This is a genomic window from Phaeovulum sp. W22_SRMD_FR3 (genome assembly GCF_052113705.1).
Lineage (GTDB): Bacteria > Pseudomonadota > Alphaproteobacteria > Rhodobacterales > Rhodobacteraceae > JBGQOG01.
Map to the genome: position 1 here is coordinate 15,586 of NZ_JBGQOG010000015.1, position 19,545 is coordinate 35,130.

Annotated in this window: 20 protein-coding genes; 12 read left to right on the forward strand and 8 right to left on the reverse strand. The window is 63.9% G+C overall.

Annotated features, from left to right (window positions below; all coding sequences use genetic code 11):
- The first annotated feature begins 1 nt into the window (after window position 1).
- Window positions 2–1,570, forward strand: a complete 1,569-nt coding sequence (locus ACEN2S_RS16690; RefSeq protein WP_441867961.1) for a DHA2 family efflux MFS transporter permease subunit — start codon at window positions 2–4, stop codon at window positions 1,568–1,570.
- Here ACEN2S_RS16690 and ACEN2S_RS16695 read toward each other — a convergent pair.
- The gene (locus ACEN2S_RS16695; RefSeq protein ID WP_441867963.1) at window positions 1,567–2,124 is read right to left on the reverse strand and encodes an NUDIX hydrolase; all 558 of its coding nucleotides are present in this window, start codon (window positions 2,122–2,124) and stop codon (window positions 1,567–1,569) included. The genes ACEN2S_RS16690 and ACEN2S_RS16695 overlap by 4 nt on opposite strands.
- Window positions 2,125–2,532 (reverse strand): DUF6314 family protein, encoded by a 408-nt coding sequence (locus tag ACEN2S_RS16700; protein ID WP_441867965.1) that lies wholly within the window; start codon window positions 2,530–2,532, stop codon window positions 2,125–2,127.
- A 103-nt stretch (window positions 2,533–2,635) separates the two neighbouring features.
- Between ACEN2S_RS16700 and purB the strand changes: the two genes are divergently transcribed.
- The 6 genes from purB to ACEN2S_RS16730 all read left to right on the forward strand — a co-directional run bounded on the left by purB (window position 2,636) and on the right by ACEN2S_RS16730 (window position 8,047).
- Window positions 2,636–3,940 (forward strand): adenylosuccinate lyase, encoded by a 1,305-nt coding sequence (gene purB, locus ACEN2S_RS16705; protein ID WP_441867967.1) that lies wholly within the window; start codon window positions 2,636–2,638, stop codon window positions 3,938–3,940.
- 202 nt (window positions 3,941–4,142) lie between these two features.
- Window positions 4,143–5,210, forward strand: a complete 1,068-nt coding sequence (locus ACEN2S_RS16710) for a flagellar motor switch protein FliG (protein ID WP_441867969.1) — start codon at window positions 4,143–4,145, stop codon at window positions 5,208–5,210.
- A gap of 219 nt (window positions 5,211–5,429) precedes the next feature.
- Entirely contained in the window at window positions 5,430–6,434 is a 1,005-nt protein-coding gene (gap, locus tag ACEN2S_RS16715; protein ID WP_441867971.1) for a type I glyceraldehyde-3-phosphate dehydrogenase, read from the forward strand.
- An 8-nt stretch (window positions 6,435–6,442) separates the two neighbouring features.
- Window positions 6,443–6,586: a hypothetical protein gene (locus tag ACEN2S_RS16720; protein ID WP_441867973.1), complete on the forward strand. Its 144-nt coding sequence runs from the start codon at window positions 6,443–6,445 to the stop codon at window positions 6,584–6,586.
- 96 nt (window positions 6,587–6,682) lie between these two features.
- Entirely contained in the window at window positions 6,683–7,684 is a 1,002-nt protein-coding gene (gene gap, locus ACEN2S_RS16725; protein WP_441867975.1) for a type I glyceraldehyde-3-phosphate dehydrogenase, read from the forward strand.
- A 201-nt stretch (window positions 7,685–7,885) separates the two neighbouring features.
- Complete coding sequence (locus ACEN2S_RS16730) at window positions 7,886–8,047, forward strand: hypothetical protein (protein WP_441867977.1); 162 nt, start codon at window positions 7,886–7,888, stop codon at window positions 8,045–8,047.
- Window positions 8,048–8,094: 47 nt separating this feature from the next.
- On the opposite strand, the gene ACEN2S_RS16735 is transcribed toward ACEN2S_RS16730, so the two are convergent.
- The 4 genes from ACEN2S_RS16735 to ACEN2S_RS16750 all read right to left on the reverse strand — a co-directional run bounded on the left by ACEN2S_RS16735 (window position 8,095) and on the right by ACEN2S_RS16750 (window position 10,534).
- On the reverse strand, window positions 8,095–8,337 hold the full coding sequence (locus ACEN2S_RS16735) for an Imm27 family immunity protein (protein ID WP_441867979.1): 243 nt from the start codon (window positions 8,335–8,337) through the stop codon (window positions 8,095–8,097).
- Window positions 8,334–8,828, reverse strand: coding sequence for a pantetheine-phosphate adenylyltransferase (coaD, locus tag ACEN2S_RS16740; protein WP_441867981.1), 495 nt, complete (start codon window positions 8,826–8,828; stop codon window positions 8,334–8,336). Before coaD ends, ACEN2S_RS16735 begins: the two co-directional genes overlap by 4 nt.
- 261 nt (window positions 8,829–9,089) lie before the next feature.
- Complete coding sequence (locus ACEN2S_RS16745; RefSeq protein WP_441867983.1) at window positions 9,090–9,524, reverse strand: CBS domain-containing protein; 435 nt, start codon at window positions 9,522–9,524, stop codon at window positions 9,090–9,092.
- A 35-nt stretch (window positions 9,525–9,559) separates the two neighbouring features.
- Window positions 9,560–10,534 carry a LysR family transcriptional regulator gene (locus ACEN2S_RS16750; RefSeq protein ID WP_441867985.1) on the reverse strand — a complete coding sequence of 325 codons (975 nt, stop codon included), beginning with the start codon at window positions 10,532–10,534 and terminating at the stop codon, window positions 9,560–9,562.
- A 66-nt stretch (window positions 10,535–10,600) separates the two neighbouring features.
- On the opposite strand from ACEN2S_RS16750, the gene ACEN2S_RS16755 reads away from it, so the two are divergent.
- The 5 genes from ACEN2S_RS16755 (at window position 10,601) to ACEN2S_RS16775 (ending at window position 15,086) form a co-directional block, all read left to right on the forward strand.
- On the forward strand, window positions 10,601–12,100 hold the full coding sequence (locus ACEN2S_RS16755) for a CoA-acylating methylmalonate-semialdehyde dehydrogenase (RefSeq protein WP_441867987.1): 1,500 nt from the start codon (window positions 10,601–10,603) through the stop codon (window positions 12,098–12,100).
- Window positions 12,101–12,202: 102 nt separating this feature from the next.
- Entirely contained in the window at window positions 12,203–13,237 is a 1,035-nt protein-coding gene (locus ACEN2S_RS16760) for an enoyl-CoA hydratase/isomerase family protein (RefSeq protein WP_441867989.1), read from the forward strand.
- Window positions 13,238–13,457: 220 nt separating this feature from the next.
- A complete protein-coding gene (locus tag ACEN2S_RS16765; protein ID WP_441867991.1) occupies window positions 13,458–13,661 on the forward strand; it encodes a YgaP family membrane protein in 204 nt (67 codons plus the stop codon).
- Window positions 13,662–13,804: 143 nt separating this feature from the next.
- The gene (locus ACEN2S_RS16770; RefSeq protein ID WP_441867993.1) at window positions 13,805–14,233 is read left to right on the forward strand and encodes an RcnB family protein; all 429 of its coding nucleotides are present in this window, start codon (window positions 13,805–13,807) and stop codon (window positions 14,231–14,233) included.
- Between the two features lie 121 nt (window positions 14,234–14,354).
- Entirely contained in the window at window positions 14,355–15,086 is a 732-nt protein-coding gene (locus ACEN2S_RS16775; RefSeq protein WP_441867995.1) for a hypothetical protein, read from the forward strand.
- A 149-nt stretch (window positions 15,087–15,235) separates the two neighbouring features.
- Here ACEN2S_RS16775 and uvrA read toward each other — a convergent pair whose 3' ends face one another.
- Window positions 15,236–18,097: an excinuclease ABC subunit UvrA gene (gene uvrA / locus ACEN2S_RS16780; protein WP_441867997.1), complete on the reverse strand. Its 2,862-nt coding sequence runs from the start codon at window positions 18,095–18,097 to the stop codon at window positions 15,236–15,238.
- A gap of 102 nt (window positions 18,098–18,199) precedes the next feature.
- Window positions 18,200–19,393 carry an MFS transporter gene (locus ACEN2S_RS16785; protein ID WP_441867999.1) on the reverse strand — a complete coding sequence of 398 codons (1,194 nt, stop codon included), beginning with the start codon at window positions 19,391–19,393 and terminating at the stop codon, window positions 18,200–18,202.
- Window positions 19,394–19,545: the final 152 nt, after the last annotated feature.

Below are 19,545 nucleotides of genomic sequence, written 5' to 3' on the forward strand. Positions count from 1 at the left end.
GATGGCCGCCCCCGCGATGCAGACCCCGGACGCGCCGATCCCGGCGCGCCGGATGTTCGCCTTTCTGGCGATGGTCTTTGGCATGTTCATGGCCATTCTCGACATTCAGATCGTTTCGGCCTCGCTGAGCGACATCCGGGCGGGCCTCTCGGCCACCCCGGACGAGGTGTCCTGGGTGCAGACCTCCTATCTGATCGCCGAAGTGATCATGATCCCGCTCTCCGGGTTCCTGAGCCGGGTGATGTCGACGCGCTATATCTTTTCGCTCTCGGCGGCGGGTTTCACGCTGGCTTCGCTCCTTTGCGCCACCGCCACCAACATCAACGAGATGATCCTGTACCGCGCCATTCAGGGCTTTGTCGGCGGCGGCATGATCCCGGCGGTGTTTGCGGCGGCCTATACGATCTTTCCGCCCTCGAAACGCGCCATCGTCTCGCCGATCATCGGTCTGGTGGCGACGCTGGCACCGACGGTGGGGCCGACGGTGGGCGGCTATCTCTCGCACACCATGTCCTGGCACTGGCTGTTTCTGGTCAACGTCATTCCGGGCATCTGTGTGGCCATCGCCACCTTCACGCTGATCGACTTTGACAAGCCGGACTGGAAACTGGCCAAGCGCTTTGACTGGTGGGGGCTGGCCGCGATGGCCACCTTCCTCGGCGCGCTGCAATATGTGCTGGAAGAGGGTCCGGGCAACGACTGGCTGCAGGATGAGGCCGTGCTGATCGCCACCATCGCGATGGCGGTGGGCATGGTGTTCTTCTTCTGGCGCGCCCTGACGCGGGACGAGCCGATTGTCGATCTGACGGCGTTTTCCAACGTCAACTTCGCCTTCGGCTCGGTGTTTTCCTTTGTGATGGGGATCGGGCTGTATGGCCTCACCTATCTCTACCCGCTCTATCTGGGGCAGATCCGCGGCTATGACAGTCTGATGATCGGCGAGGCGGTCTTTGTCTCGGGGCTGGCGATGTTCTTCACCGCGCCCCTTGCCGGGGTCCTGTCGCAAAAGATGGACCTGCGGATCATGCTGTTCTTCGGCTTTGTCGGCTTTTCGGCCAGCACCTGGATGTTGACCCGCCTCACCCCGGACTGGGACTTTTGGGAGCTGTTCTTCCCGCAGGTGCTGCGCGGCGTGTCGCTGATGTTCTGCATGGTGCCGGTGAACAATCTGGCGCTTGGCACGCTGTCGCCGGACAAGCTGAAGGGGGCGTCGGGGCTTTACAACCTGACGCGGAACCTTGGGGGCGCGGTCGGGCTGGCCGTGATCAACACCCTGCTGTCGGACCGCAATGACCTGCATTATGCGCGTCTGGCCGAGCGGCTGAACTGGGCCAATTCCGAGGCGATGCGTCAGTTTACCCTGATGAAGCAGAACCTTGCCGCGCATGGGATAGCCGATTCCACCACCGGCGCGTTGGCGCAATTGGCCGGGCGGATCAGCAAACAGGCAACGGTGCTGTCGTTCATCGATGTGTTCACCCTCTTGGGGATCTTGTTTGCCAGCCTTGCTTTCTTTGCCATCCTGATGCGCAAACCCGGCGGGGCGGCACCGGCGGGCGGCGGGCATTAACCCGCCGTCATCTGCCGCAGATACACCGGCAACCGATCGCGCAGCCGCAGAACTGATGCGGCCTCGCTATATGCCCCAAGCGATGCCAGCGGCACCCAGGCCAGCGCCTTTGATTCGGCGCTGGCCCTGAGCATGCCGCCGCCCGCGCGAAACAGATAGCGCAGGTCGTAATGCAGATGCGCAGGCTCGGCCCCGCGCGCCGGAATTTCGTGGACATCAATGTCAAAGATGGCATTACCCAAGGGGTCAATCCGGCTGAGACCGGATTCCTCATAGGCCTCGCGCCAGGCGGTGAAACGGGCGTCATGGATGCCGTCGCAATGCCCGCCCAGCTGCAGCCAGCGGTCCAGCTTGGCGTGATGCGTCATCGCCAGCGCCGTCCCATCCGGCGAGAGTACCACGGCCGAGCCGGTGATATGACCGCCGCGGGCCGGATCGCGGCCGAAAGGATCGGGGCTTTGGGCCAGAAAGCGCAACACCTGCGCCGCCGCCGCATGGTCACGCGCGTCCTGCGCATGGTAGATCCCCTGCCCCGCAATCTGGAGGGCGGACATTCACTCTTCCCGCTTATAATCTGAAATCAAAAGATAATCCTTTCGCGGCCCGGTCACCCGCCACTCTGCCCGCCACCGGGGCCAGCCGCTGAAATCATAACGCACGAGATAGGTGTCGGGGTCGCAGAAATGCCGGGCCTCGGCGGCCTGCGGATCAAAGTCGTGAAAGGCTTTGCCATCGGCATAATCCACCGCGATGCGCCCGCCCTCGGCCCGCCACAGATAGCGCCGCGTGGCCTGCATCGGGGACTGCCCGGCCAGGGTCAGCTGCCCCGCCTCTTCATAGGCCAGCCCCGCTGCCACCGGGGTGAAGCGGGCGCTGCCGGTAAAAACCGCCTCGGCCCCGTCGGCCTGCCGGATCACCCGGTCCAGCCGCCACAAGCCTTGAAAATCCGCCAGTTCCGGCACCTGCCCCGCCCCTTCACACCGCCAAAGTCCTGCGTCGCTTGCGGCAGGCCCCCCTTCAGTCTATTAGCCGCGGCAACCCTCCACAACCGAAAGGCAAAGGCCCATGATCCCGCGCTATTCCCGCCCCGAGATGGTCGCCATCTGGTCGCCCGAGACCAAATTCAAGATCTGGTACGAGATCGAAGCCCATGCCTGTGACGCGCAGGCCGATCTGGGCGTGATCCCGCGCGCCAGCGCCGAGGCGGTCTGGAAAGCCAAGGATGTGGAGTTTGATGTCGCCCGCATCGACGAAATCGAAGCCGTGACCAAACATGACGTCATCGCGTTCCTCACGCATCTGTCCGAACATATCGGCTCGACCGAAGCGCGGTTCGTGCATCAGGGCATGACCTCGTCGGACGTGCTCGACACCACCTTCAACGTGCAGCTGGTCCGCGCCTCCGACATCCTGATCGCCGGGGTGGAGCGGGTTCTGGCCGCGCTGAAGACCCGCGCGCTGGAGCACAAGGACACCGTCCGCATCGGCCGCAGCCATGGCATCCATGCCGAACCCACCACGATGGGCCTGACCTTCGCGCGCTTCTACGCAGAGATGGACCGCAACCTCGCCCGGCTGAAAGCCGCCCGCGCCGAGATTGCCACCGGCGCGATCTCCGGGGCCGTCGGCACCTTCGCCAATATCGATCCCTCGGTGGAAGAGCATGTCTGCGCCAAGCTGGGCCTGACGCCCGAGCCGATCAGCACGCAGGTGATCCCGCGCGACCGTCACGCGATGTTCTTTGCCACGCTCGGCGTCATCGCCTCCTCGATCGAAAACGTCGCCATCGAAATCCGCCACATGCAGCGCACCGAAGTGCTTGAGGCGGAAGAGTTCTTCAGCCCCGGCCAAAAGGGCTCCTCGGCGATGCCGCACAAGCGCAACCCGGTGCTGACCGAGAACCTGACCGGCCTTGCGCGTCTGGTGCGGATGTCGGTGGTGCCGGCGATGGAGAATGTGGCCCTCTGGCATGAGCGCGACATCTCGCATTCCTCGGTGGAGCGGGCGATTGGTCCCGACACCACGATCACCCTTGATTTCGCGCTGCACCGCTTGGCGGGCGTGGTCGAAAAGCTGGTGATCTACCCGGAAAACATGTTGAAAAACATGAACAAGTTCCGTGGCCTGGTGATGAGCCAGCGCGTGCTGCTGGCGCTGACGCAGGCGGGTGTGTCGCGCGAGGACAGCTACAAGCTGGTGCAGCGCAATGCGATGAAGGTCTGGGAACAGGGCGCGGATTTCAAAACCGAGCTGCTGGCCGACCCGGAGGTCACCGCGGCCCTGAGCCCCGCCGAAATCGAAGAGAAATTCGACCTTGGCTATCACACCAAACATGTCGACACGATCTTCGCCCGCGTCTTTGGCGCCTGATATCGTTTAAGATGAACAGATCGGGCCATGTCCTTGCGGCATGGCCCTTTTTCATGCCTGCCCCCAACCCGGCCCCCGACCCGGCCACCAGCCTGCCCCCCGGCCCGGCACGAGATTATTTGCCGCAACTGCACCGTCGCTAACAGCCCCTTAACCGCCCTGCGGCAGGATGGGGGCCAAGAGTGGGAAACAGGAGCCGCAGATGAACGCGATCACGCCGATTTCGAGCAATGGCATGATGGGGGGATTCTCGATGCCGTCTTTCGGCGGCACCCCGGCGCTCAGCCGGAAACAGAAAGCGGCGATCATCACCCATCTGATCCTGACCGAAGGCGCGCAAATCCCGCTCGCCAATATGTCGGACGACACCCAGACCGCGCTGACCGAAGAAATCGCCATGATGCGCAGCATCGACCGCGATACGATGATCTCGGTCGTCGAGGAATTCATTGAAAAACTCGAGCATGTCGGCCTGTCCTTCCCCGGCGGGCTGGATGGCGCGCTGTCGATCCTTGATGGCCATCTCTCGGCCACCGCCGCCAGCCGCCTGCGCCGCAAGGCCAGCGGCAACACCCGCGTCGACCCGTGGGAGCGGATCTCGGGCCTGCCGGTCGAGCAATTGCTGCCGGTTCTGGCCGAGGAAAGCACCGAGATTGGCGCGGTGATGCTGTCGAAACTCTCGGTGCCGAAAGCGGCTGATCTGTTGGGGAAACTGCCGGGCGACAAGGCCCGCCGCGTGGCCTATGCCGTGTCGCTGACCGGCAATGTGGCCCCCGACACCGTGCGCCGCATCGGCATGGCGCTTTTGGCGCAGCTCGACAGCGCACCGCCCAAGGCCTTTGACACCGGCCCGGTCGAGCGGGTGGGCGCCATCCTCAACTATGCCGCCGCCAACACCCGCGATTCGGTGCTGGAGGGTCTTGACGAACAGGATGCCGATTTCGCCGATCAGGTCCGCAAGGCGATCTTCACCTTCACCAATATCGCGACCCGCATCGACGCCCGCGACATCCCGAAAATCCTGCGCAATGTCGATCAGGCGAAGCTGGTCGTGGCGCTGGCCGGGGCAAAGGGGGCGGCCGAGAAATCGGTGGAGTTCATCCTGTCGAACATCTCGCAGCGGATGGCAGGCTCGATCCGCGACGAGATGAAGAACCTCGGCAAGGTCAAGGACAAGGACGCCGAAGAGGCGCAAAGCGCCGTGGTCACCGCGATCCGCGAGATGGAATCGGCGGGCGAAATCTTCCTGGTGGCGGGCGAAGTCGAGTAAAATCACGCGCCGCAGCCCGGCCCGCAGAGGCCATTTCGGGCGCCCGCACGGCAAAAGATTGTGCAGATGCAGCAAAACAAGCATTCCCGTTATCGCAAACATGGGATGTTTCCGCTAACACATTGATCTTGCGTGTTTTCTGCAATGAAGACCCATGCTATCTCCCTGCCAGCAAATTGAGCGGATGGCCCCCGCACTGGCATTGAGGAGAGCGCGAGAATGACCGTCACCATCGGGATCAATGGCTTCGGCCGTATCGGACGCTGCACGCTGGCCCATATCGCCGAGGCGGCCCGCAATGACGTTCAGGTGGTGCGGATCAACGCCACCGGCCCGATCGAGACCAATGCGCATCTGCTGAAATATGACAGCGTGCATGGCCGTTTCCCCGGCAAGATCCGGGTCGAGGGCAACACGATGGATCTGGGCCGTGGCCCGATCGAAGTGATGTCGACCTACAACCCGGAAGAGCTGGACTGGGAGGGTTGCGATGTCGTCCTCGAATGCACCGGCAAATTCAATGACCGCAACAAGGCGGCGGTCCACCTGACGCGCGGCGCGAAACGCGTGCTGATCTCGGCCCCTGCCACCGGCGTCGACAAAACCGTGGTTTACGGCGTGAACCACCGCGGCCTGACCGCCGAGCATCTGGTGGTCTCGAACGGCTCCTGCACCACCAACTGTCTGGCACCTTTGGCAAAAGTGCTGAATGACAGCATCGGGATCGAGTCGGGCATCATGACCACGATCCATTCCTATACCGGTGACCAGCCGACGCTCGACCGCCGCCACTCTGACCTCTACCGCGCCCGTGCCGCCGCCATGGCGATGATCCCGACCTCGACCGGCGCCGCCAAAGCGCTTGGCGAAGTGCTGCCGGAGCTGGCCGGTCGTCTGGATGGCACCGCGCTGCGGGTGCCCACCCCGAATGTCTCGGCGGTGGATCTGACCTTTGTCGCGGGCAAATCGGTGACCGTGGCCGAAGTGAACGAGATCGTGCGCGAAGCGGCACAGGGCTATATGGGCATGGTGATGTCCTACGACCCGGAACCGAAGGTTTCTATCGACTTCAACCACACGCCCTATTCGTCTATCTTCGCGCCTGACCAGACCAAAGTGGTTGGCGGCCGCACCGTCCGTGTGCTGGCATGGTATGACAATGAATGGGGCTTTTCCTGCCGCATGGCCGATGTGGCCGGCACGATGGGGCGGCTCCTCAACTAAGAGGCCGCATGACCGACCGCATCGCTTTCGTCCTCGCCGGGATCATCCTGGTGCTGATCTGTGCCGATGTCCTCATCTTCGGATGGGGACATTTGCTGTTTTTGGCAAAAAAATTCGCAGACCTCATAGAATGGGTGGCCTTCTGGCGCTGAAATGCGCAACCTTTCGGTTGACGTTTCTTGTGAATTTTACATGTTAGCGCTAAACGTGCCGCGATAACCCGCGACGCGGAGCCAGAGGAGGCAAGTATGACGGTCAAAGTGGCAATCAACGGCTTTGGACGGATCGGACGCAACGTGCTGCGCGCGATCATCGAATCGGGCCGCACCGATATCGAAGTGATCGCGATCAACGATCTGGGTCCGGTGGAAACCAACGCGCATCTGTTGCGCTTCGATTCGGTGCACGGCCGGTTCCCCGCCACCGTGACCACCACCGCCGACACGATCGACGTGGGCCGCGGCCCGATCCGGGTGACCGCGGTGCGCAATCCGGCGGAACTGCCTTGGGGCGACGTGGATATCGCGCTGGAATGCACCGGCATCTTCACTGACAAGGAAAAAGCCAAGATCCATCTGGAGAACGGCTCGAAACGCGTTCTGGTCTCGGCCCCCTCGGGCGGCGCTGACAAGACCATCGTCTTCGGCGTCAACCATGACACGCTGACCGCCGAGGATCTGGTGGTGTCGAACGCCTCCTGCACCACCAACTGCCTGTCGCCGGTGGCCTATGTGTTGAACGAGGCCATCGGCATCACCAAGGGCTTCATGACCACCATCCACAGCTACACCGGCGACCAGCCGACGCTGGACACGATGCACAAGGATCTCTACCGCGCCCGCGCCGCCGCGCTGTCGATGATCCCGACCTCGACCGGGGCTGCCAAGGCCGTCGGCCTCGTGCTGCCGGAACTCAAAGGCAAACTCGACGGCGTCGCCATCCGCGTGCCGACCCCGAACGTCTCGGTCGTCGATCTGGTGTTTGAAGCCGCCCGCGATACCACGGTGGAAGAGATCAACGCCGCCATCCGCGCCGCCGCCGATGGCAAGCTGAAGGGCATTCTGGGCTATACCGATCAGCCCAACGTCAGCTCGGACTTCAACCACGACCCGCATTCCTCGGTCTTCCACATGGATCAGACCAAGGTGATGGAGGGCCGCATGGTCCGCATTCTCAGCTGGTACGACAATGAATGGGGCTTCTCCAACCGCATGGCCGACACGGCTGTGGCGATGGGCAAGCTGATCTGATCTTGACGGCTTCGCCGTTGGAAAAGCCGCCTTTCGGGGCGGCTTTTTCATGACTCATGCCGCGCGCGTATGGCGGCATGACCTTCACGTCAACCATTGCAAAGGCTGCATGACGGACCCCGAAAACCAGGGGCTACTCGGGGAGGCGCGGCGGGACTATCTCAGGCTCACAAGCAACGGCCAGCATGAAAGGAACTTCCCATGACCGTCGTCTCGACCCTGATTGCCGCCCTGCGCAACCACGCCGCTTACCTGCGCACCAAACGCGAAATCGAAGCCATGCCGCTGAACATCGCGCTGGACCTGAACATTTTCCGCAGTGACGCCGCCCGGATTGCCGCGCGCGCGGTCTACGGCGCCTGAAGCGCCGCACAGATCCTGATGCCCGAGCCGCCCTTTGGGGCGGCTTTTTATTTGGAGCGATCCGAAATCACTTGCTCGGTGAAGGGCCTTAACCGGGGCGAACCGCCCCCGTGGCATTCGCTTTCGGGGTAATCCAGCAGCCAACGCGCGCCCGTGACCTCATCGACATAGTACGATTGCCAGCCTGACGCGTCGTGGCCTGTACGGCGCAACTGTGCAACTTTTTCATATGCCGCCTTCCCGCGGAGCACGACGGGCGTATCCCCTGCGTCCCGCACCACACCAGTCATTTGCGCAGCTTATCCTCCAGCGCGGCCTTCACCGACGCCGGAACGAATTTGCTGACATCCCCCCCGAGGCGACAGATCTCTTTCACCAGTTTCGAGGCAATCGCCTGGTTTTTCGCATCCGCCATCAGGAAGGCCGTCTCGATCGAGGCATCCAGCGAGCGGTTCATGCCGACCATCTGGAATTCATATTCAAAATCCGCCACCGCGCGCAGGCCGCGGATGATCACCCCTGCCCCCACATCGCGGGCGCAGTCGATCAGCAGGTTTTCAAACGGATGCACGACGATCTCGCCACCGGTTTTCGCAATGATCCCCGCACATTCCGCCTCGATCATCGCCACCCGTTCTTCCAGGCTGAACAAGGGGCCCTTGTCGCGGTTGATCGCCACGCCAATCACCAGCCGGTCGACGAGCACCATCGCGCGGCGGATGATGTCCAGATGGCCCTGCGTCACCGGATCAAAAGTTCCGGGATAAAGTCCGATGCGCATGTTTCCTCCTGAACCGGCACGCCGTTTCCATCACGCAACATTATTGTGCAACTGAATGCAAGGCCGCGACGCTGCATTGCGGCGAATTGCCGGTCCGAATGCTAGGATCGGGGTAAAAAAGCCAATGTTTGTCGGTGGCCCGTGCCTGTGTCCCCAGATCAGCCGGGCCCGAGTCGCAGCCGCTTCCGGCGCCATCCGCAGGGGATCAGAACGCGTCCCATCCGCGCTTGGGGGGCCGCAGAAACGGCCCCCTCCCGGGCCTCAGGCCCCCATGATCATCCCGGTCAGGGCTTCGCGCTCCATCGCCAGTTCCGACAGCCGCGCCTTGACCACATCGCCGATGGAGATCAGGCCGATCATCTCATCGCCCTCAACCACCGGCATGTGGCGGAAACGCCCTTCGGTCATCCGCGACATCACCTCATCCGCCGTGTCGCCGCGCGCGCAGCAGACCAGCGTCCGGGTCATGATCGTCTCCACCGCATCCACGAGGCAACCGGCACCGCGCTTGCCAAGTTCGCGCACGATGTCACGCTCCGAGATGATCCCCAGCGCATGCACACCATCGGTCGAAACGACCACCGCACCGAAACGGCGGGCTGACAGCAGTTCCGCCACCGACTGAATGGTCACCTCCGGTGCCACGGTCACCACACCATCGTCGGATTTCATTTTGAGAATCTGTTGAACCTGCATCGCAACCCCTCCTTTGCTTCGCTGTCCCCCCAGCGTCACGCCGGAGGGGTGCCCGTGTCAAGCACAACAATGGGTTGTGCCGCCAGCGCCTCCAGCCGCGCCACCTCGCGACGGATGCCCTGCGCCAGCGCATCGCCCAGCCGGGTCAGACGTTCGGAGCGGCGGTCATCGGCATGGCGGATCAGCCAGAAGGCGCGGGTCAGGCTCAGTGCCTCAGGCAAAACCCGCACCAGCCCCGGCACAATCGGCAGCGCGAAATCATGCACGATGCCAAGGCCGCCGCCCGCCCGCACCGCCTGCATCTGCACCGAGACGGAGTTTGAGGCGAGGCCCACCGTCTCCACCCCGGTTTCCGCCAGATAATCCAATTCCTTATCGAAAATCATATCGGCGATATAGCCGATCATCCGATGGCCTTTCAGATCGGCCAGCCCGGTGATCGGCGGATGCCGCGCGAGGTAATCGGCAGAGGCCGCCAGATGCAGGTGATACTCGGTCAGCTTTTGCACCATCAGCCGCCCCGTCGCGGGCGGCGACACCGCCACCGCCATATCCGCCTCGCGTTTCGAGAGGTTGAACACCCGGGGCAGCGCGACGATCTGAATCTCCAGCCCCGGATGCGCATCACAAAGCGCGGCGCAGACCTGCGGCAGCAGGTAATTGGCGCAGCCATCCGGCGCGCCGATCCGGAGTTGCCCGCTCAACTGCCCCGCCGTCCCCGAGACCGCCTCGCTCGCGCCGGTCATTGCTTGCTCTGCCTGCTCGGCATGCGGCAAGAGCCGCGCCCCCGCTTCGGTCAGCGCATAGCCCTGCGGTGATTTCACGAACAGCTTGGCGGCCAAAGCCTCCTCCAGCCGCGCCACCCGCCGCCCCACCGTCGCCGCATCCAGCCGCAAGCTGCGCCCCGCGCCCGAGAGGCTCTCGGCCCGTGCCACCGCCAGAAACACCCGCAGATCATCCCAGTCCGCCATCGCCCCACCTTTGCAGAATTGCAAAACAACTTTGTACATCTGCCGCTTTTCAGCGCAATTTTGCAAGCCTATGGTGGCAGCAGAATTTTACTCCGGGAGGATGCGATGAAAGAGATTGGTCACTGGATCAACGGCAAGATGGTTGCGGGCACGTCGGGCCGCTTTGCCGATGTCTTCAACCCGGCCACGGGCGAAGTGCAGGCGAAACTGGCGCTGGCCAGCGTGGAAGAGCTGGAATACGCGATCAACGAAGCTGCCAAGGCGCAGGTGAAATGGGCCGCGACCAATCCCCAGCGCCGCGCGCGGGTGATGATGAAATTCGCCAGCCTGATCAACGAAAACATGGACAAGCTGGCCGAGCTGGTCTCGATCGAGCACGGCAAGACCCTGCCCGACGCCCGCGGCGATGTGCAGCGCGGTCTGGAAGTGGTCGAGGTCTGTCAGGGCGCGCCCGCCATGCTGAAGGGCGAATATACCGACAACGCCGGTCCGGGCATCGACCTCTACGCGATGCGCCAGCCCCTGGGCGTGGTGGCGGGGATCACCCCGTTCAACTTCCCGGCAATGATTCCCCTGTGGAAAATGGCCCCCGCCCTCTCCTGCGGCAATGCGATGATCCTGAAACCGTCGGAGCGCTGCCCCTCGACCTCTCTCCTTCTGGCGGAACTGCTGCAACAGGCGGGCCTGCCGGATGGCGTGCTGCAGGTGATCAACGGTGACAAGCTGGCCGTGGACACGCTGATCGACAATGAGACGATTCAGGGCATCGGCTTTGTCGGCTCGACCCCGATTGCGCAATATATCTATGGCCGTGCCGCCACCAACGGCAAGCGCGCGCAATGCTTTGGCGGTGCCAAGAACCACATGATCATCATGCCGGATGCCAATCTGGACATGGCCGCCGATGCGCTGATCGGTGCCGGTTATGGCGCCGCAGGCGAACGCTGCATGGCGATTTCGGTTGCCGTGCCGGTGGGCAAGGAAACCGCCGACCGTCTGATCGCCAAACTGGTGCCGAAAATCGAAAAGCTGAAAGTCGGCCCCTATACCGCGGGCGACGACGTGGATTACGGCCCGGTCATCACGCAACAGGCGAAAGACCGCATTCTGGGCCTGATCAACTCGGGCGTGGACGAGGGCGCGAAACTGGTCTGCGACGGCCGCGACTTCAAACTGCAGGGTTATGAAAACGGCTACTTCGTCGGCCCGAGCCTGTTTGACGAGGTGACCCCGGAGATGGAGATCTACAAACAAGAGATCTTCGGCCCGGTCCTCTCCGTCGTGCGTCAGGACAGCTATGAAGATGCTTTGCAGCTGATCATGGACAATGACTATGGCAACGGCACGGCGATCTACACCGCCGATGGCGACACCGCGCGCGATTTCGCCAGCCGGGTCAATGTGGGCATGGTGGGGATCAACTTCCCGATCCCGGTGCCGCTGAGCTACTACTCCTTTGGCGGCTGGAAGAAATCGGCCTTCGGCGACCTCAACCAATACGGTCCCGATGCGTTCAAATTCTACACCAAGACCAAGACCGTCACCGCGCGCTGGTTCTCGGGCATCAAGGATGGTGCGGCGCTGAACTTCAAGGCGATGGACTAAGACCATCGGGCCGCCCCTCGGGGCGGCCCTTTGCGATCCGCGGCGCGGGGCCTGCGGGGGAACCGCCCCCCCGGGCCGCGACACCCCAGAACGGAGGGCACCATGGACGTTTCAATCCGCACCGAAGGTCAGGCAGGCCGCATCACCCTGACCCGTCCTGCGGCGCTCAATGCGCTCAGCTATGGCATGGTGCAGGCGATTGACGCGGCGTTGGTCGCATGGGCCGATGATCCGGCCGTGCGGCTGGTGATCATTGACGCCGAGGGGCCGCGCGCCTTTTGCGCCGGGGGCGATGTGGCCGCCGTCTATCACATGGGGCGGGCGGGCGATGTCGACGGCCCGCGGCATTTCTGGCGCGACGAATACCGGATGAACGCGCGGATTGCCGAATATCCCAAACCGATTGTCGCCTTCATGCAGGGATTTGTCATGGGGGGCGGTGTCGGGCTGGGGTGTCATGCACAGCACCGCATCATCGGTGAGAGCACCCAAATGGCCATGCCCGAAACCCTGATCGGGCTGATCCCCGATGTGGGCGGCACGCATCTTCTGGCCCGCGCGCCGGGGCGACTGGGCGAATATCTGGGGCTGACCGGGGCGCGGATGGGGCCGGGCGATGCGCTCGCCGCCGGGTTTGCCGACCATTTTCTGCCGGAGGCGAGTTGGCCTGCGCTGAAGGAGGCGCTGATCCACGGCGGCGATCCTGATGCCCTGAAAGATGAACATACCGCGGATGCGCCTTTGGCAACCCCGCTGGCGGATGCGCGCGATCAGATTGACGCGCTGTTCTGCGGGGCCGATCTCTCCGGCATTCTCACTGCGGTATCCGCCGCAACAAGCGATTTTGCCACCGCCACGGCGGCCAGCCTGCGCCGGATGTCCCCGCTGTCGATGGCGGCGACTCTGGCCCTCGTGCGCGGCGCCCGCGTCGCGGGCACGATCCGCGCAGCGCTGACGCAAGAGTTCAACTTTACCGCCCGCGCCACCCGCAGCAGCGATTTTCTGGAGGGCGTGCGCGCGCAGCTGATCGACAAGGACCGCCAGCCGAGGTGGCAGCACGCAAGCGGTGCCGAGGTGACCGAAGAGGAGGTTGCAGCGCTGCTGGCGCCCTTGGGACCCGAATGGGCGATCTGGTGACCCCGCCCCCCGCAGACAAGGCCGCCTGACCCGCCTGCCCCGCCCCCCCTGCCGCAAGCCCTCCCCCCCTGCCGCAAGCCCCGCGCCCCTTCGCCCTTGGCCCCGGCATGGGAATCGCCCGCTTCCCATCGCGCAGGCGGGTGAGCCGTTAACGAATGCATGACAGCGCCCGGAATACGGGTTAATATTCAATTTCAGGAATGTAACTGGAGTGACTGCCATGCTGAAAACCAATGTCGGCGGCATCGACCGCATTTTGCGCATCGTGATCGGGATCGCGCTGATCGCCGCTTTCTTTCTGACGACCGGAGGCGCGTTCCACTGGCTCTTGCTGCTCGGGATCATCCCGTTGGTCACCGGATTGATGCGCAGCTGCCCGCTGTATTCGGTACTGGGGTTGAGCTCTTGCCCGATCCGGCGCTGACGCCCCGCGCTCGGCAAAAAGGCGCGCAGCATCGGCGGATTTTCTCTGCCCGCTGCGCCGGACGTCTGCCCGCACTCGGAACCCCCGGCGTTTGGCGGTAGTTACCCCTCTGACCATTGCTTCAATGGAAGAGGAGAGGCCCGATGACGCTGACTTGCACATATCCCCTGCGCACCGCCCTGCTGGTGATTGGTTTGGCAGCCCTGCCGCTGACCGCCGCTGCCGATGGCCACAAACACAAAAAGGGCGGTCGTGACAGCCATCACGCTGCCGCCGGGTATTGGGGCTGCCCCCCGGGGTTGGCCAAGAAATCCCCGTCCTGTGTGCCGCCGGGCCTTGCCCGCAAGGCAGACCGCAGAGAGCGCCACCGCGATGACCATCACCGCGCCTATTACATCGGCGAGAGGGTGGAGGATGGCTATTATGTGATCCGCGACCCGCGCCGGTACGGTCTGGGGTACCCGGCAGACGGCAGCCGCTATGTCATCAGCAACGGCCAGCTGTTGCAGGTGAATTCAGATACGATGAAGGTGATCAATCTGGTGCGGGCGGTCGATGCGATCCTTGATTGACAACATCGCCAGATAAAATCGCCAGGCGGTAAAAATCTCGGGAACCATTTCCCATCCGGGGCGTTGCATGGCTGTTCCCTATGCTCAACCGCCGCGCCCCGGCCCCAGCCTCAGGCAGATCATGTCCCCATTCTGGCACCCACCGATCTGGCACCCACCGACCGATGCACCGCAGGCTGTCTGGCCAGTAGCGGTGCGGCGGCTGGGGATTGGCTTGGGCTGCGCCGCGCTGGTGGCTCTCGCAGGGCCCGCCACGGCGGAAATCGCCTTTGCCCGGATGGACAAACTGGTTCCCGCCCCGGCGACGCAGTCCCCCGGAGAGGTTTTCGGCAGCGCGCCACCGGTAAGCCCGGCGGTCCCGCAGCCCGCTGGAAATGCGACGATGGCGTCAAAAGCCGCCGCCGCCGCCGCCGCGGTCACCGCCGCCGTCAACGGCCCGCGGCCAGAGACAGCCGAGGGGGCAGCCGGACCGGATGACGGACCGCTCGGTGTTTCCGCGGGCGAGATACAGGTCGGGCTGCCGGACGGTGCCTTGACCGCATCCACAGCCCCGCTTGCCGCGCCCGCCGCTGCCGCGCCGGAATGCCGTGATACCGCCAGTGGCGCGCGCTTTTGCGCGGTGCCTATGGACCGCCTTGAGGGCCGCGCCGCCGGGTGGCAACGCGTGGCGCCGCCCCCTCCGGCCTATGCCGTTGGCGCGGCTTTCCCCATCTATGACCACAACATGCTGATCGACCCGACGCGCTATGGCCTGCCCCCGGTCACCGGCCCGTGGCGGTATTACAAAACCGACACCGGCACCTACCGCGTCAGTGCCAGCGATGGCACGGTGCTGGAAGTCATGCCGCGCTGAGGGTGCCGCGATCTGGCGCAGGGCATTGCCCCGCCCTGCCGCATCCCTGTTCCGGCACACGCCCAGTCGAGCAAGTGCACCTGACACTAAATGCCACCGCCCAAGAGGTGACACGGTGGGGCGATGGCCTTGCCCCTACCGCCTTCGTGCTACTCTGCCGCCAGCCGGTTGGCCTTCAGCATCGGCCCGAGATAGCGCCCGGTATGGCTGCGCGGCTCTTTCGCCACATCCTCGGGCGTGCCCACGGCCACCACCTCACCGCCGCCATCACCGCCCTCGGGCCCGATGTCGATGATCCAGTCGGCGGTCTTGATAACGTCGAGGTTATGCTCGATCACCACCACCGTATTGCCCTGATCGACCAGCGAATGCAGCACTTCCAGAAGCTTCTTCACATCCTCGAAATGCAGCCCCGTCGTCGGCTCATCAAGGATATAGAGCGTGCGGCCCGTGGCCCGGCGGCTGAGTTCCTTTGAGAGCTTCACCCGCTGCGCCTCGCCGCCCGAAAGCGTGGTGGCCTGCTGACCCACCTTTATATAGCCCAGCCCAACCTCGACCAAAGCATCCATCTTTTCGCGGATCGAGGGCACGGCCTGGAAGAATCCTTGGGCATCTTCCACAGTCATATCAAGCACATCAGCGATGCTCTTGTTCTTGAACTTCACCTCCAGCGTCTCACGGTTATAGCGGTGCCCCTTGCAGGTTTCGCAGGTCACATAGACATCGGGCAGAAAGTGCATCTCGATCTTGATGACGCCATCGCCCTGACAGGCCTCACAGCGCCCGCCCTTGACGTTGAAGCTGAACCGCCCCGGCTTATAGCCGCGCGCCTTGGCCTCGGGCAGGCCCGAGAACCAGTCGCGGATCGGCCCGAAGGCGCCGGTATAGGTGGCGGGGTTCGAGCGCGGCGTGCGGCCAATCGCCCGTTGGTCGATGTCGATCACCTTGTCCAGATGCTCCAGCCCCTTGATCGTCTCACAGGGCGCGGGCGTCTGATGCGCGCCGTTCAGCCGCATCGAGGCGGTCTTGAACAGGGTCTCAATCGTCAGCGTCGACTTGCCGCCGCCCGACACGCCGGTGACACAGACGAATTTCCCCAGCGGGAAATCCACCGTCACATTTTTGAGGTTATTGCCGAAAGCCTTTGTCACCGTGACCTTTTTCCCGTTCCCCGCTCGCCGCTCGGCGCGGATCGGAATCTCGCGCTTGCCGCTGAGATATTGGCCGGTCAGGCTGGCCGGATCCGCCGCGATCTGATCCGGCGTCCCATGCGAGACCACCTGTCCGCCATGTACCCCGGCCCCCGGGCCGATGTCGAAAACGTAATCGGCATGGCGGATCGCATCCTCGTCATGCTCGACCACCAGCACGGTATTGCCCGCATCTCGCAGGTTTTTCAGCGTGGTCAACAGCCGGTCATTGTCGCGCTGATGCAGACCGATCGAGGGCTCATCCAGCACATAAAGCACGCCCGTGAGGCCCGAGCCGATCTGGCTCGCCAGCCGGATCCTTTGGCTCTCGCCGCCCGACAATGTGCCCGCCGCCCGGCTCATCGAGAGATAGTTCAGCCCGACATTCACAAGAAAACCAAGGCGTTCGCGGATTTCCTTGATGATCGCCTTCGCGATCTCATTCTTCTGCTTGGTCAGGCTTTCGGGTGCCGCCTCGATCCAGTCGAGCGCCTCCTGGATCGACAGCTGCACCACCTGCCCGATATGGGTTCCGGCGATTTTCACCGCCAAAGCCTCGGGCTTCAGCCGGTAGCCGCCGCAGGCGCCGCAGGCGCGGTTGTTCTGATAGCGCTCCATATCCTCGCGCGACCAGGCAGAATCGGTCTCGCGGTAGCGGCGCTCCATATTCGGGATCACGCCCTCATAGCTGCGGCTGACCTGATAGATCCGGCCGCCCTCATCAAAGCGGAAGTTGATCTCCTCCTCGCCCGAGCCATAAAGGAACAGCTTCTGGGCGCTGGCAGGCAGGTCTTTCCACGCGGCCTTGGGGTCGAATTTGTAATGTTTCGCAAGGGCTTCGATGGTTTGCGTGAAGTAAGGGCTTTTCGATTTCGCCCAGGGCGCAATCGCCCCTTTCGCCACCGAAAGCGTCACATCCGGCACCACCAGCCGCTCGTCAAAGAACAGCTCCACCCCAAGCCCGTCACAGACCGGGCAGGCGCCGAAAGGCGCGTTGAACGAAAACAGCCGCGGCTCGATCTCGGGGATGGTGAAACCCGAGACCGGGCAGGCGAATTTCTCGGAGAAGGTGAAACGCTCAGGTTCCTCGCCCTCCGGCACCACGGTTTCCAACAGCGCAATGCCATCGGCGAGGTCGAGCGCCGTGCGGAAACTGTCGGCCAGCCGCGTCTCCAGCCCTTCGCGCACCACGATGCGGTCGACCACAACATCGATGTTATGGCGGAATTTCTTGTCCAGAACCGGCGGCTCGTCCAGCTCGTAATAGGCGCCGTTGACCTTGACGCGCTGAAAGCCGCTCTTGCGCAACTCAATGAATTCTTTCTTATATTCACCCTTGCGGTCGCGGATGATCGGGGCGAGCAGATAGGCGCGGCTGCCCTCGGGCATCGCCATCACCCGGTCGACCATGTCCTGCACCTGCTGCGCCTCAATCGGCAGGCCGGTGGCCGGGCTGAACGGCGTGCCGGCGCGGGCAAAGAGCAGCCGCAGATAGTCATAAATCTCGGTGACCGTCCCCACGGTCGAGCGCGGGTTCTTCGAGGTGGTCTTTTGCTCGATGGAAATCGCGGGCGAGAGGCCCGAGATGTGATCGACATCGGGCTTGCCCATCTGATCGAGGAATTGCCGCGCATAGGCCGAGAGGCTCTCGACATAGCGACGCTGGCCCTCGGCATAGATCGTGTCAAAGGCGAGGCTGGATTTTCCCGAGCCCGACAGCCCGGTGATCACCACGAACTGATCGCGCGGAATGTCGACATCCACGTTCTTCAGATTGTGTTCGCGCGCGCCGCGCACCTCGATGAATTTTTGCTCTGCCATGCCGACCCCCGGAACCGTGATGCCATAGATAGGGTAGTGTCCGGGTTTCGCCAACCCAAATCTGGAACAAAACGGGAAAATCCTACCGCATTGCCGCGAAAATCAGCAGGCTTGTGCCAGAGCTGCTCCGCGCTGACGCCGCCGGAGCATCCATTGGTGCATCAGAATGCCTGCCGCACAGAAGGGCAGCACGAAAGCCAGCACCCCCCGCATGCCGCCAAGGCTGATCAGCAGCGCCAGAATCGGGGTGCCAAGCACATTGCCGAGATTGCCCATCTGCGCCACCGCCCCCGCCGCACGTGCCCGGTCCGACGCCTCGGCATTCAGCTGCGGGATCGCGGCATAAGAGCCACCCTGCACCAGCCCCATGCCCCCCGAAAGCCCCAGCGACAGCAGGAAGAACGCCAGCACCTGCCCCTGCACCAGCCAAAGGCCAAGCGCCGCGACAATCCCCAGCGCCAGCCCGATCTGCACCACCCGCACCGCCGGGATCCAGCGCAGCAGTTGCACCCCCAGCACCAGCGACACCGCCATGCTCGCCAGCGGCATCAGCGCGCGAAACAGCGCCCGCTGCCCCTCGGGCACGAAATCCGGCAAGAGCGTCAGCAGCGCCACGAACATCAGCGTATAAAACACGAATCCCGCCGCCGGGGCGGCCACACGGGGCGAGCGGTAGACCTCAAGATGCGCCGAGAGCAGCGCGGGCAGGCTCAGCGGCACTTTCGGCGCGGGCGGATCCCTGGGCAGCATCAGCGCGAGGACCCCCGCCATCAGCGCCATCACCCCGGCATGCACCGCGAACAACGCCCCCGGCCCCCGCGCCTCGGCCAGCGGCAGGCCCAGCCATGCCGTGAGCGCGAAGGACACCCCGAAAATCCCCGCCCAGAGCGTCATGGTGAACCCTTGGTGCCGCGGCGCCGAGATCTGCGCGATCAGCACCGGGGCCGAGACCACCAGCCCCACCTGCGACAGCCCCTCGAGCACGCGGCTGGCCAGAAACCAGCCCAAGGGCGGCAGCGTCGCCTGCCAGGCCGAGAGCACCGCCCCCAGCAGCAGCGCCGCGAGCAGAACCCGCCGCAGCCCCAGCCGCGCCGCCAACAGCCCCGCCACCACGCCCAAGAGCATCCCCACCATCGCCACCAGCGACACAAGGAACCCCAGCGCGGGTCCCGCCGCCGGATAGGCCTGACGCAAAAGGTCAAAGGTGATGCTGATCTTGCCAAATTGCGCTGCGGCTCCAAGGCCGGCGATCCAGAGGGCAAAGACAAGGGCGAAGGGGGTGTTTGTGCGGTTCATGTGCCTGATTAGCGCAGCCCCGACGGCCTTGCCAGTGCGCAAGGGTTTGCCAGCGCACAGCCTCTTGTGGAAGCGCGGGCCGGGGTGGTGGTCCGCAATGCCCGACCGCATCTGCCCCCACCCCTGGTCTCCGGCGCCGTCTGCCGCGCCAT

What these genes read in the sequence shown, in the direction of transcription:
- ACEN2S_RS16690 (WP_441867961.1), top strand. Translation starts at nt 2, where the DNA reads ATGGCCGCCCCCGCGATGCAGACCCCGGACGCGCCGATCCCGGCGCGC.
- ACEN2S_RS16695 (WP_441867963.1), bottom strand. Translation starts at nt 2,124, where the DNA reads ATGTCCGCCCTCCAGATTGCGGGGCAGGGGATCTACCATGCGCAGGAC.
- purB (WP_441867967.1), top strand. Translation starts at nt 2,636, where the DNA reads ATGATCCCGCGCTATTCCCGCCCCGAGATGGTCGCCATCTGGTCGCCC.
- ACEN2S_RS16710 (WP_441867969.1), top strand. Translation starts at nt 4,143, where the DNA reads ATGAACGCGATCACGCCGATTTCGAGCAATGGCATGATGGGGGGATTC.
- gap (WP_441867971.1), top strand. Translation starts at nt 5,430, where the DNA reads ATGACCGTCACCATCGGGATCAATGGCTTCGGCCGTATCGGACGCTGC.
- ACEN2S_RS16720 (WP_441867973.1), top strand. Translation starts at nt 6,443, where the DNA reads ATGACCGACCGCATCGCTTTCGTCCTCGCCGGGATCATCCTGGTGCTG.
- gap (WP_441867975.1), top strand. Translation starts at nt 6,683, where the DNA reads ATGACGGTCAAAGTGGCAATCAACGGCTTTGGACGGATCGGACGCAAC.
- ACEN2S_RS16730 (WP_441867977.1), top strand. Translation starts at nt 7,886, where the DNA reads ATGACCGTCGTCTCGACCCTGATTGCCGCCCTGCGCAACCACGCCGCT.
- ACEN2S_RS16735 (WP_441867979.1), bottom strand. Translation starts at nt 8,337, where the DNA reads ATGACTGGTGTGGTGCGGGACGCAGGGGATACGCCCGTCGTGCTCCGC.
- coaD (WP_441867981.1), bottom strand. Translation starts at nt 8,828, where the DNA reads ATGCGCATCGGACTTTATCCCGGAACTTTTGATCCGGTGACGCAGGGC.
- ACEN2S_RS16745 (WP_441867983.1), bottom strand. Translation starts at nt 9,524, where the DNA reads ATGCAGGTTCAACAGATTCTCAAAATGAAATCCGACGATGGTGTGGTG.
- ACEN2S_RS16750 (WP_441867985.1), bottom strand. Translation starts at nt 10,534, where the DNA reads ATGTACAAAGTTGTTTTGCAATTCTGCAAAGGTGGGGCGATGGCGGAC.
- ACEN2S_RS16755 (WP_441867987.1), top strand. Translation starts at nt 10,601, where the DNA reads ATGAAAGAGATTGGTCACTGGATCAACGGCAAGATGGTTGCGGGCACG.
- ACEN2S_RS16760 (WP_441867989.1), top strand. Translation starts at nt 12,203, where the DNA reads ATGGACGTTTCAATCCGCACCGAAGGTCAGGCAGGCCGCATCACCCTG.
- ACEN2S_RS16765 (WP_441867991.1), top strand. Translation starts at nt 13,458, where the DNA reads ATGCTGAAAACCAATGTCGGCGGCATCGACCGCATTTTGCGCATCGTG.
- ACEN2S_RS16770 (WP_441867993.1), top strand. Translation starts at nt 13,805, where the DNA reads ATGACGCTGACTTGCACATATCCCCTGCGCACCGCCCTGCTGGTGATT.
- ACEN2S_RS16775 (WP_441867995.1), top strand. Translation starts at nt 14,355, where the DNA reads ATGTCCCCATTCTGGCACCCACCGATCTGGCACCCACCGACCGATGCA.
- uvrA (WP_441867997.1), bottom strand. Translation starts at nt 18,097, where the DNA reads ATGGCAGAGCAAAAATTCATCGAGGTGCGCGGCGCGCGCGAACACAAT.
- ACEN2S_RS16785 (WP_441867999.1), bottom strand. Translation starts at nt 19,393, where the DNA reads ATGAACCGCACAAACACCCCCTTCGCCCTTGTCTTTGCCCTCTGGATC.